12 protein-coding genes are annotated in these 13,856 nt (G+C 64.9%); 6 read left to right on the forward strand and 6 right to left on the reverse strand.

The features are described 5' to 3' along the window. Window positions 1–116 precede the first annotated feature (116 nt). On the reverse strand, window positions 117–2,210 hold the full coding sequence (locus tag B1756_RS13050) for an ATP-binding protein (protein WP_086888935.1): 2,094 nt from the start codon (window positions 2,208–2,210) through the stop codon (window positions 117–119). Window positions 2,211–2,286: 76 nt separating this feature from the next. Next, the gene (locus B1756_RS13055; RefSeq protein WP_086888936.1) at window positions 2,287–3,063 is read right to left on the reverse strand and encodes a DUF1028 domain-containing protein; all 777 of its coding nucleotides are present in this window, start codon (window positions 3,061–3,063) and stop codon (window positions 2,287–2,289) included. A 244-nt stretch (window positions 3,064–3,307) separates the two neighbouring features. Between B1756_RS13055 and B1756_RS13060 the strand changes: the two genes are divergently transcribed. From B1756_RS13060 to citZ, 3 genes are all read left to right on the forward strand, one after another. Further along, the gene (locus tag B1756_RS13060) at window positions 3,308–3,667 is read left to right on the forward strand and encodes a cell division protein SepF (RefSeq protein WP_086888937.1); all 360 of its coding nucleotides are present in this window, start codon (window positions 3,308–3,310) and stop codon (window positions 3,665–3,667) included. A gap of 212 nt (window positions 3,668–3,879) precedes the next feature. After that, complete coding sequence (locus B1756_RS13065) at window positions 3,880–4,539, forward strand: helix-turn-helix domain-containing protein (protein ID WP_086888938.1); 660 nt, start codon at window positions 3,880–3,882, stop codon at window positions 4,537–4,539. A gap of 213 nt (window positions 4,540–4,752) precedes the next feature. Further along, entirely contained in the window at window positions 4,753–5,901 is a 1,149-nt protein-coding gene (citZ, locus tag B1756_RS13070) for a citrate synthase (protein WP_086888939.1), read from the forward strand. Between the two features lie 34 nt (window positions 5,902–5,935). On the opposite strand, the gene B1756_RS13075 is transcribed toward citZ, so the two are convergent. Together B1756_RS13075 and B1756_RS13080 are read right to left on the reverse strand one after the other, a co-directional pair. Further along, a complete protein-coding gene (locus B1756_RS13075; RefSeq protein WP_086888940.1) occupies window positions 5,936–6,295 on the reverse strand; it encodes a DUF8060 family membrane protein in 360 nt (119 codons plus the stop codon). A gap of 42 nt (window positions 6,296–6,337) precedes the next feature. After that, window positions 6,338–7,420 carry a DUF7490 domain-containing protein gene (locus tag B1756_RS13080; RefSeq protein ID WP_086888941.1) on the reverse strand — a complete coding sequence of 361 codons (1,083 nt, stop codon included), beginning with the start codon at window positions 7,418–7,420 and terminating at the stop codon, window positions 6,338–6,340. A 538-nt stretch (window positions 7,421–7,958) separates the two neighbouring features. Here B1756_RS13080 and thsB point away from each other — a divergent pair. Continuing rightward, complete coding sequence (gene thsB, locus B1756_RS13085; RefSeq protein WP_086888942.1) at window positions 7,959–9,653, forward strand: thermosome subunit beta; 1,695 nt, start codon at window positions 7,959–7,961, stop codon at window positions 9,651–9,653. Between the two features lie 302 nt (window positions 9,654–9,955). Here thsB and B1756_RS13090 read toward each other — a convergent pair whose 3' ends face one another. Next, complete coding sequence (locus B1756_RS13090) at window positions 9,956–11,149, reverse strand: iron-containing alcohol dehydrogenase family protein (protein ID WP_086888943.1); 1,194 nt, start codon at window positions 11,147–11,149, stop codon at window positions 9,956–9,958. Between the two features lie 329 nt (window positions 11,150–11,478). Between B1756_RS13090 and B1756_RS19685 the strand changes: the two genes are divergently transcribed. Next, window positions 11,479–11,619, forward strand: a complete 141-nt coding sequence (locus B1756_RS19685; RefSeq protein ID WP_186336462.1) for a hypothetical protein — start codon at window positions 11,479–11,481, stop codon at window positions 11,617–11,619. A gap of 101 nt (window positions 11,620–11,720) precedes the next feature. Here the strand turns inward: B1756_RS19685 and lrp are convergent, their stop codons facing one another. Further along, on the reverse strand, window positions 11,721–12,185 hold the full coding sequence (lrp, locus tag B1756_RS13095) for an HTH-type transcriptional regulator Lrp (protein WP_086888944.1): 465 nt from the start codon (window positions 12,183–12,185) through the stop codon (window positions 11,721–11,723). A 126-nt stretch (window positions 12,186–12,311) separates the two neighbouring features. On the opposite strand from lrp, the gene glnA reads away from it, so the two are divergent. Next, on the forward strand, window positions 12,312–13,667 hold the full coding sequence (glnA, locus tag B1756_RS13100; protein ID WP_086888945.1) for a type I glutamate--ammonia ligase: 1,356 nt from the start codon (window positions 12,312–12,314) through the stop codon (window positions 13,665–13,667). Window positions 13,668–13,856: the final 189 nt, after the last annotated feature.

The raw sequence follows: 13,856 nt of genomic DNA on the forward strand, positions 1-13,856 counted from the left end.
ACCCGGGTCGTTCGCGCTACCGTCCGGACGAAGAGTGCCCTCCTCGCGGCCGTCACTCACGGCCGGCAACCGAACGTGAACGTCGGCCGGTTACCGGAGTCGGGCTCGCGAGTCCGTCACCCGCTCACGGCCGGTAACCGGATCGTAAACGCCGATCCCTCGCCGGGTTCTGAGTCGACCCGGATCTCGCCGCCGTGACGCTCGAGGATGCGCTGGCTGAGCGCCAGTCCGATCCCCGTGCCGGCGTACTGCTCACGGCTGTGAAGGCGTTCGAACACCTCGAAGATGCGTTCCTGGTCGGCCTCGTCGATCCCGATTCCGTTGTCGCAGACGGTGATCTCCCACATCGCCGTGCACTCGTCGTACGCCGACTCGAGGTGGACCCGCGGGGGGTCCGGGTCGGCGCGGTTGTAGGTGATCGCGTTGGTAACGAGGTTCTGGAAGACCCGTCGAAGCTGGGCCGGATCGCCCATGACCTCGGGCAGGTCGTCCCGGGTAACCGTCGCGTCGTGGTCGTCGATCCTGACCTGCAGGTCCGCGAGGACGTCGTCGACGATGTCGTCGAGGTCCACCGGTTCGAGCGGCTGGCCCTGGGTGTCGACCCGGGAGTACGCGAGCAGCCCGTCGATCATCGCACGCATGCGGTCGGCACCGTCAACGGCGAACGCGAGGAACTCCGCGGCGTCATCGTCCAGCTGGTCTCCGTACCGTGACTCGAGCAACGTGAGGTAACTCGAGACCATCCTGAGTGGCTCCTGCAGGTCGTGAGAGGCGGCGTACGCGAACTGCTCGAGGCGGCGGTTGGACTCGGCGAGCCGGCGTTCGCGCTCGACCTGTTCGGTGACGTCCTGAGCGATGGTCATCCCGCCGAAGACGTCGGGGTGCGTGTCGACGTCGTCACTCGGCTCGCCGCCGATGTCGTCTCCGTGGCCGTCACGCTGGCCACCAGCCGGCTGTGCGACGCCGTCCGGCACGCTCTCTGGCACGTCGTCGTCGTTGGGGGTGTCCTGGGCCGTCAACGGGACGATGCGGATCACCCACTCGCGACCGGCGTACTCGCCCTCGACGACCTGCGTCTCGCCACGGAGCGTATCGGCGAAGGCGGACTCGAGCGTCGGTCCCATCTCGCCGTCCCAGACGTCGCCGACGTACTCACCTTCGACCTCCGCGGCGGAGATCGGGAGGTCCTCGAACCCACGGCCCGCGGCGAGCGTGTACCGTCGGTCGGCGTCGAACATGGTCACGATGCCGTTGGGAAAGTTCTCCGCGAGCGTCCGGTACCGCTGCTCTGACTTGCGGAGTTCGCGCTCGCGCTCGCGCCGGTCGCTGACGTCCCGGTCCGATACGATGATCGAGACGACGTCGCCGTCGTCGTCGGTCACTGGCCGAAACACGCCCTCGAGCGTGTAGCCCGTCCCGTCGGGCCGGATCAGGTCGGCCTGAAAGTCGACGTATTCGCCGGCGGCCGCGCGTTCGGTCCACTCTCTGACGTCCTCCCGAACGTCTCGGCCGCGGCCCCACCAGGGCGTCTCCCAGAACGGTTCCCCGACGACGTCCACCAGATCGGCGTCGACGTACTCCATCGCGGTCTGGTTGATGTCGACGACGGTGCCGTCGGGCTCGAGCAGGCCCACGAGGATGTTCGGGTCCTCGAAGATGGCTTCGAATCGCCGCTGGGTCTGGGTGGTCTCGATGGCCGACGCCAGCAGGTTGGCGACGTTCTGGACGAAGGTGGCGTCGTGCTCGGAGAAGGCCCCCGGCTCGGTCGCGTGAACACCGAGGACGCCCCACGGATCCTCGACGGAACCGATGACGGCGCTGACGCCGCTCGCGACGCCGTGGTCGGTCAGCAGGTCCGGCCCCGAAAAGCGCGACTCCTGCTCGAGGTCGTCGACGACGACCGGCGCTTCCCGCAGGAGGGTGAAGCCAGCCTGTGAGTCCCGGTCGGTGGGGACGGTCGCCGAACCCACGAGCCCGTCACGCCAGCCGACGCCGCTTCGCAGTCGAAGCGTCTCGCCGTCGGGCTGGTGCTCGAGCACTTTGGCGTACTGACACTCGAGTATCTCGGCGACGCGGGCGACGGTGTCGGCGAACAGCGCGTCGAGGTCGTCGGACTCGAGGGCCTGCTGGCCCAGCGCAGCGACGGCGTTTTGCTGGCGACGGCTGACGCTCGCCGCGGCGGCCTTCCCTTCCTGTTCACCAGGGGACATTCAGCAACCCTATCGCCGGCACGGCCAAAAGGGATTCCATAAACTGTCAATCATTTTGACCCAGCGGTGTCCCCGGTCACTCGAGGTCGGCCGCGTCCTCGAGTGTGTCCTCCTCGAAGGCGCCTTCGTACTGGGCGAGCGTGTCGGTGTAGCCCTCGACGGCGCGCTCGTAGGTCGCACGCAGGTCCTCGATCGGGGTCTCGCTGGCGTCGATCCGGAGGTCGGCGTAGAGCGGATCGAGAACGTGCGATTCGGTACTCGCGACGACGACGGCGGCGCTCTGGATCGGCAGTTCCTCGCGTTTGTCGCCGCCGACGCGATGGCCGGCGGCGAGAGCATCGAGCAATCGTTTCGCGAGCGGTTCGGTCTCGGGCTCGAGGTCGGGGTCGACGCTCCGGGGACCCGTCCACGGATCTGTCGTCTCGTGAACTGCCGAGCCGGCGTAGGCGTCGGCGGTCGCCTCGAGGACGTCCGGCCCGGTGAGCATGTTGCCCGCGACAGTGAGGTGGTCGTACTCCTCGTGGCCGAACCACTCGACGCACTCGGACCCGGAGAAGGCGAAGGTTCCCTCGGCGTCGACGCCGTGGAGCTGGCGCTGGGGTGCGCCCTCGTCGGCGTTGAGCAGAGCCTCGAGCGCGTCGGAAACGGCGACCCCGTCCGCGAGGTACTGGAGGCCCTTGCGGCCGAGTTCGACGTTGACGAGGCTCTGTGTCGCGACCGCGCCGTGGTCGTCGACGAACGGACAGAGCGTGCCGACGGCGGGCAGTCGGGTGGTTACGGCCACGCCGTATCGGTGGTGGTCCTCACCGTCGTCGTTCTCGTAGGCCTCGTGAACGCAGATGCTGAACGTCATCGTTCGACGACACGACGTGGGGAAAGAAAAGGTTCGGGTCGCGGGCTGTTGTCCGTTCTCGACGCTCGAGTCCCCTGTCGTGACCAGGTGTCCTGACGCACCCGTAGTTCCACGCAGTGGCGCTCTCGAGGGTATCTCGGTCGCGTTTTGACGACTGTCGAGGGCACACCTCGAGGCCTCGTCAAAACGAGGTGAACAGTGTCTGACGTAAGAACTATACTGGCAGCGACAGTGGGTACGGGCGATGGGACTCATGAGCAGAATCATCGGCGGGACCCAGTCCCGGTCTGCCGATGATTACGTCGAACTGGATCTCAACGACGTCTCGGCGGGGGCGACGGAGGCGACGATGCAGGTACACATCGCCGAAGTCAACGGCCAGGCCGACGCGATCGACATCAAGGAAGCCGTCTACGACGGCGACATCGTCGTCGCGGATATCACCCGCCTCCGTACCGAAGACAGCACCGTCGAATACATCGTCGACGAACTCCGACAGGTCGCCCAGGAAGTCGACGGCGACATCGTCCGGAAAGGCGACGACCAGATGATTATCACGCCGACTGGCGTCCGCGTCAGCCGCGAGAAGCTGGGCCAGCACTGAGCCGACCGTCCTCTCGACCCGTTCGTCTCACTTCGTTTCCGACGCCGATTTCTCACGATGGCTCTCTCGTCGGACGCGTCTCCTCTTCATCCTCGAGACGCTGCCAGAGCGACCGACTCACCAGTGGCCTGCCGACGGCAGAGCCGCCTGCGAATTTTCATCCCGCGGGAATTCCAGTCCGGGTTATGGCGAATCGGTGCGTAGGGTGGGATATGACAGGCTTTCGTGCAACCGTCGTCGTGGACGAACCCACCGGCTGCCCGGTCGCGAGCGTCTCGGAAACGACCGACGAACCGATCGATGGCGTCAACCGAACGCGTTCCCGAACCGACGGGGGGATGGTCGTCGAGGAGTTCAGCGCCGACGCAAGCGCCGACGTCGACCGATGTGACATAGAGCGCCCGGACGACCTCGAATTCACGCCGATGCAGTCGTTCGACTCCGAGACGGTGTACCGGTTCGAACGCGATGCGGACGACAACTGCGCCTGCGAGGTCGTCGAAGATCTCGGGACGCCGATCACGTCCGTGCGCGCCCAGGGCGGCTCGTTGCTCCTCTCCTTTCACACCGCCGATCTCGAGGCGATCTCGGAGATCGTCGCTGCCCTGCGCGACCGGTTCGACGGCGTCGTCGTCGAGGAACTCGGCCAGTCCGCTGACGACTCGAGCGATCCCGTCGTCGTCGACCGAGACGTGCTCACCGACCGCCAGCGCGAAATCGTCGAGACGGCCCACGAACTGGGATACTTCAGCTACCCGAAGGGTGCCAATGCAACCGACGTCGCCGAGGAACTCGGGATCGCACGCTCGACGTTCACCGAACACCTCGCGGCCGCACAGACGAAGCTGATGGACGCCGTCCTCGAGAGCTGAGGTTCCCCGCCGGGTAGCGGTGACCGATCTGTCGGCATCTGTTGCTGTTCCTTCCCGAAACGCCCGAGACGGGCGTGCTCGGCCGCCACGTCGTACATCGTCGTTCGTGACAGTTCTGAAACGGAAGCGATCTCGCCGGTGACGTCACGGACTGTAGTGGGATGGGCGACCAAACGGCAATACTTTTCCATAGGCCGGGAAAATCCACACAGTATGGCAGACGACCTCAATAAAGGGCTGGAGGGTGTCTTAGTTGCAGAGTCAGCACTCAGCTCGATCGACGGCGACGCCGGTCGACTGATCTACCGCGGCTACTCGATCGAGGACCTCGCCGAAGGCGCGAGCTACGAGGAAGTCGTCTACCTCCTCTGGCACGGCCGCCTCCCAACCGCCGACGAACTCGAGGAGTTCACGGCGGCGATCAACGAGGAACGGGAGGTCAGCGAGGACGTCCTCGCGACGATGGAGCGACTCGCCGCAGCCGACGAGGAACCGATGGCTGCCCTCCGAACCGCCGTCTCGATGTTCTCGGCGAGCGAACCCGAGACCGACGCCGACCCCGAGGACCTCGAGGCCGCTCTTCGGAAGGGTCGACGCATCACCGCAAAGATCCCGACCGCGCTCGCGGCGTACGAGCGCTACCGCCTCGACGAAGACCCCGTCGACCCGCACCCGGACCTCGGACTCGCGGCGAACTTCCTCTACATGCTCTCCGGTGAGGAGCCAGACGACGTCGCCGCCGAGACGTTCGACCAGGCGCTCATCCTGCACGCCGACCATGGCCTGAACGCCTCGACCTTTACGTCGATGGTCATCGGCTCGACGATGGCCGACATCTACGGCGCGGTCACCGGCGGCGTCGCCGCCCTCTCCGGGCCGCTTCACGGCGGTGCGAACCAGGACGTCATGGAGGTTCTCTTCGAAATCGACGAGAGCGGCAAAGACCCCCTCGAGTGGGTCGAACAGGCAACTGACGAGGGTCGACGCATCCCCGGATTCGGCCACCGCGTCTACAACGTCAAGGACCCCCGTGCGAAGATCCTGCAGGCCCGCAGCGAGGAACTCGCCGAGACCGGCGACGACAAGTGGTACGACATCACCACCACGATCGAAGCGTACCTCACCGAGGAGAAAGGCCTCGTCGAGAAGGGAATCGCCCCGAACGTCGACTTCTACTCCGGGTCGGTCTACTACCAGCTCGGCATTCCGATCGACATGTACACGCCCATCTTCGCGATGAGCCGCGTCGGTGGCTGGGTCGGACACGTCCTCGAGTACCAGGAGGACAACCGCCTCATCCGCCCGCGCGCTCGCTACACCGGCTCGGACGACGAGGAACTCGTCCCGATCGACGAACGGTAAGCAGGCGCGTCAGCGTCCCCACTTTTAGGCCCGCTCACTCACTCAGTTCGCGCAGTAGCGCCGAGATCCCGATCAGCGACAGCAAGACGACCACGAGGTTGAACGCCGCCTGAGCGATCGGCTGGTGTCTCGAGTCGATCCAGAGGTCGATCGCGTCGGTCACGCTCCCGTAGAACTGGATCACGGCGACGACCACGAGCAACGAACAGATCGCGAGCGCGCCCCAGGCGAGGAGGCGACGGACGTCGTCGACGTTCGGCCCGAGTCGCGAGTCGGTGCTGGCCGGCGACCCGGGGGCAGTACCGTCAGTCGGTGGCTGAGCACCCGCGTCGGCTGGCTGGTGACGGTCGGCGTCCGGTTCGATCGGTGAGTCGGCGCTGTGTGGGTCGGTCATGGATCTGGGGCGGTTGGTTTGTTGGTGCACTCGAGTGGCGTCTCAGGGCGTTCGGCGATTGGGCTCCGGTCGTTTTCGTCGCCGGCTGGCCGCGCCGACGAGTGCGAGGCCCACTGCGACGGCCACGGCAGCGCCGAGTGGGCCGAAGCCGGGTGTGCCGTCGCCTGCTTCTTCGGCGACGTCGTCGCGAACCGGTCCGCTGTCGTCTGCGGGGACCGTCTCCACGCCGTCGGTTTCCTCGAAGTCGGTGGCGTCGAGACCACGCTCGTCGGCGTCGCTCGCGTTCTCGACGACTGACTCGGGCCGGAGGTCGGCACCCGCTCGCTCGGTGGCGACGATCGAGCCGTCGCGCCAGAGGATGGCGTCGAGGTGGTACCGGTACTCGTCGGGGACCTCGAGGTCGGTCGTCGGCGCGACCGTCTCACCGGGGTCGACGTCCTCGACGGGGACGGTCTCGCGGTCGGCGACGATGTTCGAGTCGGCCTGCCGGGCTTTCACCTCGAGTTCGAGGTCGCCTGCGGCGTCCTCGCCGCCGTTGGTCAGGTAACTGGCGACCTCGAGGTGGGCGGTCTGGCCGTCGGCCGACTGGATCGTGTACTCGAGTGCGGGGACGTCAGCGAGCGCGTAGCCCTCGTCACCGAAGCGGTGGAAGTCGAGACTCGAGTCGGCGTACGTCGGGGGTAGCGAGTCCATTCCGGAGACCCGGTAGCTCGTCGCGTCGGTCCGCGTGCCGTCGACGTAGACGAGCGTCTCGATCTCGTGGCTCCCGTCTCGTGGCACGTCGATCGTGCTGGTGACGACTTCCTCGGCACCGTCGTCGATCGGGTCGACGCCGATGGTGGTGGTGTCTTCGACCAGTCCGGTGTCGCCGTTGGTCGCACGGTGGACGAGCGTCGCGTTCTCAGTGTGACCAGCGCGGGCCTCGAGGTGCGTGTCGACGACCAGCGTGGCCGTCTCGCCGGAGACCTCGTCGGCCGCGAGGGTGGTCTCGAGGACGGATGGCGCGACCTCCCGCGGGGCATCCGGTTCGTCGGGGTTGGTGATGGCCCCGCCGAGGAGGAGGGTCGACAGGGTCGCGACCACGACCACGAGGGCGGCGATCGCGAGGAGGGACTCCCGATTCATGAACTGTCGTCTCGAGTGATACGATAAGTGTCTTGTGCTGTCAACGAACGAATATTTCGGCCCGGTTTCGACCGCCACTCGAGGCGGATGACGACCGGCGGACACCCGTCTGACGCGACAGTTACCCCGCTTCCGTCTGGCGATTTCACTTTCACCCCGGAGGGATTGGTTTTATGGTCTCGGCGTTCCCTCCTCCAACTGCACGTCACACGCCGTGCATCCTGTATTCCCTGTCGTGCTGACCCGTGCCCGGTGATCGTCACGGCAGCACGTTCCCTGTCCGGATCGTCACGAGAGCGATCGGTGGCACTCGTCGTACGATCACCGATAGTAGAGACCGGCCGGCCCGGTGATACTTAAAAAAGCAACTCTTCCGGTGATTGGACTCTCCGTGGCCGATCGGGTGACAGCGAGTACTCCCTCGGGGCGGCGCTGCATTCTCCTGATTTTCCTGTTGTTGCGACCGCTCCCCTCCGTCGCCACTGATACCGGATAGCGTTACACTTATGTAGAAGGACAAACAACGAATCGGCTGACTATGAGCCAGCGAATGCAGCAGGGACAGCCGATGATCGTCATGAGCGAGGACGCCCAGCGCGTCAAAGACAAAGACGCCCAGGACTACAACATTAGCGCCGCTCGAGCGGTCGCCGAAGCCGTCCGTTCGACGCTCGGCCCGAAAGGAATGGACAAGATGCTCGTCGACTCGCTGGGATCGGTAACGGTCACCAACGACGGCGTGACCATCCTCAAAGAGATGGACATCGACAATCCGACGGCCGAGATGATCATCGAGGTCGCCGAAACGCAGGAGGACGAAGCCGGTGACGGGACCACGACGGCCGTCGCGGTCACGGGTGAACTCCTCAAGAACGCAGAGGACCTCCTGGAGCAGGACATCCATCCGACGGCGATCATCAAGGGCTTCCACCTCGCCGCCGAACAGGCCCGCGAGGAGATCGACGACATCGCCACGGAGATCGACACCGAGGACGAGGACCTCCTGCGCAAGACCGCCGAAACCTCGATGACCGGCAAGGGAGCCGAGGTCAACAAAGAACACCTCTCTCAGTTGATCGTCGACGCCGTCGGTGCCGTCACCGTCGAAGACGAAGACGGCGGTAACGTCGTCGACCTCGAGTTCCTGAACATCGAGACCCAGACCGGTTCGGGCGTCGGCGAGTCCGACCTGCTCGAGGGTGGCATCGTCGACAAGGACCCCGTCCACGACGACATGCCCACCGAGGCCGAAGACGCCGACATCCTGCTGTTGAACTCCCCGATCGAGGTCGAAGAGACCGACATCGACACCGAGGTCTCCGTCACCGACCCCGATCAGCTCCAGCAGTTCTTAGACCGCGAAGAACAGCAGCTTCGCGAGAAGGTCGACCAGATCGTCGACCTCGATGCCGACGTCGTCTTCTGCCAGAAGGGCATCGACGACCTCGCCCAGCACTACCTCGCAAAGGAGGGCATCCTCGCCGTCCGGCGCGCCAAGAAGTCCGACCTCGAGTTCCTGCAGGAGGTCGTCGGCGCGTCCATCGTCTCCGATCTCAAGAGTGCGACCGAAGACGACCTCGGCCACGGTGACGTCACCCGCGACGACGAGGACGAACTGTTCTACGTCGAGGGCGAGGAAGCCCACGGCGTCACGCTCTTGCTCTGTGGCTCGACCGACCACGTCGTCGACGAACTCGAGCGCGGCGTTCAGGACGCCCTCGACGTCGTCGCCCAGACTGTCGCCGACGGCCGCGTCCTCGCCGGTGGCGGTGCGATCGAGGTCGAACTCGCCTCGCGCCTCCGTGACTACGCCGACTCCGTCTCCGGTCGCGAACAGCTCGCCGTCGAGGCCTTCGCCGACTCGCTCGAGCTCGTCCCGCGCGTGCTCGCCGAGAACGCCGGTCTCGACTCCATCGACACGCTCGTCGACCTGCGCGCTGCCCACGACGACGGCGACGTCCGCGCTGGCCTGAACGTCTTTACCGGCGACGTCGAGGACACCTTCGACGCCGGCGTCGTCGAGCCCGCTCACGCCAAAGAACAGGCCGTTTCCTCCGCTGCCGAGGCCGCGAACCTCGTCCTCAAGATCGACGACATCATCTCCGCTGGCGACCTCTCCACCGACAAAGGCGATGACGAAGAGATGCCCGATGCCGGCGGCATGGGCGGCGGCATGGGAGGCATGGGCGGCGGCATGGGCGGCATGGGCGGCGGCATGGGCGGCATGATGTGAAACTGAATTTTGCTCTGTAGGCGCGGCTCCGCCGCACCCTCGGCAAAATTCAGTACAAGAGCACTCCTCCTTCCGCTCCGGTCCCTTCGGGATCTCCCCATCAGTCGTCGGCCCGAGCGCGGGGCGCTCGGTGAACGGCGTCGGTCACGGACCACTTCGTTCCCCGTTCACCATTCGCGGGTCTCACTCGCACCGCTCGTTCCGAACTGCGCTCCACTCGGGCTCTTCGAACCGCTCACTCGCCGAGATTTGACCCGAGGTTCGTCTCGATTGTGAGAATCGTCGTTTGATTGCCCTGGTTGCTACAGCACGTTCTCGTACTCGAGAGTCCCCTCGAAGGCTCGCTCGAGAATCGTCTCGAGATCGCCGACGTCGGTGTCGCGCGGATTGCCGATCAGCGAGCCGTCGCGCATGGCCTGGGCTGCGAGGCCCTCGATCGCGTCGGGGTCGGCGTCGACGTCCTCGAGCGTCCGGGGGATATCGACGTCGTCGCACAGTCGTCGGACGGCGCGGACGGCCCTGTACCCCTCTCGGCGGGCAGGCTCGGTCGAATCGACGGCTTCGCCGAGTGCCTCGGCGACGTCGACCAGTTCCTCGGGGACCACTGGGAGGTTGTACTCCATCACGTACGGCAGCAAGACGGCGTTGGCGAGGCCGTGAGGGACGTGGAACTGTGCACCGACCTGGTGGGACAGTGCGTGGACGGCACCGAGTCCTGCGCCGTTGAACGCCATGCCCGCCTGGTTGCTGGCTTTTGCCATCGCGGTTAGCGCCTCGCGGTCCGTCCCGCGGCGACCGACGGCACGGGGGAGGAAGGCACCGATCTTCTCGATCGAGTCGAGCGCGAGCGCAGAGGTCTGGCTCTGCCGGTGGACGGAGACGTACGCCTCGATCGCGTGGGTGAGCGCGTCCATTCCGGTCGCCGCCGCGATGGGGACGGGGACGCTCTCGGTCAGTTCGGGGTCGACGATTGCCGCATCCGGGAGGAGGGCCTGATCGCCGATCGACCGCTTGACCCCCTCTGCTTCGTCGCGGATGACGCTCCACGTCGTCGCTTCGCTTCCGGTCCCCGACGTCGTCGGAAGGATCACGAGCGGTGGCGTATCGTTCGGAAGCTGGCCGAGACCCGCGTACTCGAGGATCGATCCGTCGGTTGTCGTCATCGCCGCCGCGGCTTTGGCCGTGTCGATCGACGACCCGCCACCGACAGCGACGATCCCGTCGGCGTCGACGGCGCCGTATCGATCGGCCGCGGTTGCGACGACGCTCGCGGTCGGATCCGGAACCGTCCCGTCGAACAGTTCGTAAGCCACGCCAGCCGCCTCGAGCGAGTCCGTTATCGGATCGAGGACGCCCGCATCTTTGACGCCGTCGTCCGTGACGACGAGCACCGTCGAGCACTCGAGGTCGTCGACGACGCTCCCTGCCGTTCGTGCCGTTCCCCAGCCGAAGACGTTCCGTGGTGGGACGAACCACCGTTCTAGTGTCGATGTCATCGCTATCTCTCGGGCGCGTCAGTGTACCCGTTACTGTCAATTCTCCGTACATCGGTAATAATATTCGGATTTTGAACACCAGTATTAGTATATAGGCTAGAATTGATTTCCAACGTTTACTATTCCATGTCGCGCATTTCGATCGGTCGTCGACGCCACGGGTGCCAACGTCTTCTACGCCACTCGCCCGTAGCTGCTCGAGTGTCATCGTCGAACGCGCGATTAGACGCCGCGAGACGGTTCTCGAGTGGTTGCACCGTCGTCCGGTGCCGAGTCGTCGGAAATGTGACAGGGGGGCAACCTTTGTGTCCCGCCGTCGTACGCCGGCTATGGCCTACCAGACGACACTCGGCTGGTCGCTGTTCTCATCGGGCATCGTCACGTTGATTCTGAAGGTCCTCCCCGGCGACTCGCTGTGGTGGGGGCTGTTGTTACTCGCACTCGGATTGCTCGTCCTTTACGTGCGGTGACCGACGCGTCGACCGGCCCCGTCGCAGTTCGCACTCCCCTGTGGGCGTGATCGCAGTCCTTCGGACGACGATCCTCGGGAGAGCGTTCAGCTCCTGCAGAATCAGGCGTCTTCGCCAACTTCGAGTTCGAACTGTTCGTTCTCCGTGACGGCGTTGAGGACGACGCTGGTGTTCGAGGCTTTGATGTCGGGATCGGTGAGCAACTGTTTGATCTGGTCGTTCATACCGTCCGTATCTTTGAACTTGCCGATGGCGATGACGTCGTAGTCGCCGGTCACCTCGTAGACGGAGGTCATCTGACGGTGGTCGCGAAGGCTGTCGGTGATGTCGGGAAGGGCGTTCCCTTCGACCTGGAGCTGGATCACGGCGGTGACGTCGTAGCCGACGGCGTCGTAATCGATTTTTGGCGTGTAGCCCTCGATAACGCCCTCTTCTTCGAGGTCAGAGAGGTGGTTCGAGACGGTGGTCACGGAGACGTCGAGCTCTTCGGCGAGGCTGCGCAAACTCGCGCGGCCATCGCCCAGAAGTGCATTTACTAGTTTCGCATCGAGATTTTCGTACGTCATCAGCTTGATCCTCTCACTCAGGGCATTAGAAATTTACGAATATACAATTTCGATCGGGCAGGAGAAGATTTGCTTGGAGCAGTAGTGTTTTAGTAGGGGGGATGCTTGGATACGACGACGAGAAAGATGACAAGCGGAAAGCTTACTGCAGCCGAACGGGCTGTACTCGAGGAGATCGAAGCTAACGACGTCGACTTCCTTCGACTTCAGTTTACGGACATTCTTGGAACGGTGAAGAACGTCTCCGTCCCGGCCCGGCAGGCCGAGAAGGCCTTCACCGAGGGGATCTACTTCGACGGCTCCTCGATCGAGGGCTTCGTCCGCATTCAGGAATCTGACATGCGTCTGGTTCCGGACCCAGATACCTTCGCGATTCTCCCCTGGCGGCAGAAAGAAGACAGCGCCGCCGCTCGTCTCATCTGCGACGTCTACGACACGTCCTCCGGCGAGCCGTTCGAGGGCGACCCACGCCGCGTTCTCCGGAACGCGATCGACCGTGCCGAGGAGATGGGCTATCAGGTCAACGCCGCACCAGAGCCAGAGTTCTTCCTCTTCGAAGAGGACGAGGAGGGCCGCGCAACGACGAAGACCAACGACGCCGGCGGTTACTTCGACCTCGCGCCAAAGGACCTCGCACAGGACGTCCGACGTGACATCATCTACGGTCTCGAGGACATGGGCTTCGAGATCGAAGCCAGCCACCACGAGGTCGCCGAGGGACAACACGAGATCAATTTCGAGTACGACGACGCGCTCGCGACGGCCGACAACGTCGCGACGTTCCGGACGGTCGTTCGCGCCATCGCCGCCCAGCACGACCTCCACGCGACGTTCATGCCCAAACCCATCGCAAAGGTCGCTGGCTCGGGGATGCACACGCACATCTCGCTGTTCACCGAGCACGGCGAGAACGCGTTCCACGACGAGGACGACGAGTTCAACCTGAGCGAGGAGGCCCACGCGTTCACAGCCGGCATTCTCGAGCACGCCCCCGCGATCACGGCGGTCGCGAACCCCACCGTGAACAGCTACAAGCGCCTCGTCCCCGGCTACGAAGCACCGGTCTACATCGCCTGGTCCGACCGCAACCGGTCCGTGCTCGTCCGCAAGCCGGCCGCGCGCGTTCCGGCTGCCTCGCGTATCGAACTGCGCTCGCCGGATCCCTCGTGTAACCCTTACCTCACCCTCGCCGTCATGATCCACGCCGGTCTCGACGGCATCGAACAGGACCTCGAGTGTCCCGACCCGGTCCGAGAGAACATCTACGAGTTCGACGAGGAAACTCGCGACGAGTACGGTATCGAGACGCTACCCAGCAACCTCGGTGAGGCCATCGAGGCACTCGAAGCGGACGAGGCCGTCTACGACGCCCTCGGCGAGCACGTCGCACCCAAGTTCGTCGAAGCGAAGAAACAGGAGTTCGAGGAGTACCTGATCGACGTCTCCGAGTGGGAACTCGACCGGTATCTGGAAACCTTCTAGGACTGCATCGTCGGCGATTTTCGAGCTGTGTTCCGTCGGACCTGTGTCTCGAGGAGTCGGTCTGACCGCGCGATCGGGTTGTAACTGGTCGGAAAACGACTGGAAAGGGAACGAGAGGAGAATCGACGGAACTGCTGGCACACGGGACCCAGCCGGGTACGGCGGGGTCCGACGAGGGTCGGTTTCCGT

It is taken from the genome of Natrarchaeobaculum aegyptiacum (assembly GCF_002156705.1).
GTDB lineage: Archaea > Halobacteriota > Halobacteria > Halobacteriales > Natrialbaceae > Natrarchaeobaculum > Natrarchaeobaculum aegyptiacum.

Bases quoted from the DNA above. Each gene is read 5' to 3' on its own strand.
- B1756_RS13055 (WP_086888936.1), bottom strand. From the start codon at position 3,063: ATGACGTTCAGCATCTGCGTTCACGAGGCCTACGAGAACGACGACGGT.
- B1756_RS19685 (WP_186336462.1), top strand. From the start codon at position 11,479: ATGGCCTACCAGACGACACTCGGCTGGTCGCTGTTCTCATCGGGCATC.
- B1756_RS13050 (WP_086888935.1), bottom strand. From the start codon at position 2,210: ATGTCCCCTGGTGAACAGGAAGGGAAGGCCGCCGCGGCGAGCGTCAGC.
- B1756_RS13065 (WP_086888938.1), top strand. From the start codon at position 3,880: ATGACAGGCTTTCGTGCAACCGTCGTCGTGGACGAACCCACCGGCTGC.
- B1756_RS13075 (WP_086888940.1), bottom strand. From the start codon at position 6,295: ATGACCGACCCACACAGCGCCGACTCACCGATCGAACCGGACGCCGAC.
- B1756_RS13060 (WP_086888937.1), top strand. From the start codon at position 3,308: ATGGGACTCATGAGCAGAATCATCGGCGGGACCCAGTCCCGGTCTGCC.
- glnA (WP_086888945.1), top strand. From the start codon at position 12,312: ATGACAAGCGGAAAGCTTACTGCAGCCGAACGGGCTGTACTCGAGGAG.
- citZ (WP_086888939.1), top strand. From the start codon at position 4,753: ATGGCAGACGACCTCAATAAAGGGCTGGAGGGTGTCTTAGTTGCAGAG.
- lrp (WP_086888944.1), bottom strand. From the start codon at position 12,185: ATGACGTACGAAAATCTCGATGCGAAACTAGTAAATGCACTTCTGGGC.
- B1756_RS13090 (WP_086888943.1), bottom strand. From the start codon at position 11,149: ATGACATCGACACTAGAACGGTGGTTCGTCCCACCACGGAACGTCTTC.
- B1756_RS13080 (WP_086888941.1), bottom strand. From the start codon at position 7,420: ATGAATCGGGAGTCCCTCCTCGCGATCGCCGCCCTCGTGGTCGTGGTC.
- thsB (WP_086888942.1), top strand. From the start codon at position 7,959: ATGAGCCAGCGAATGCAGCAGGGACAGCCGATGATCGTCATGAGCGAG.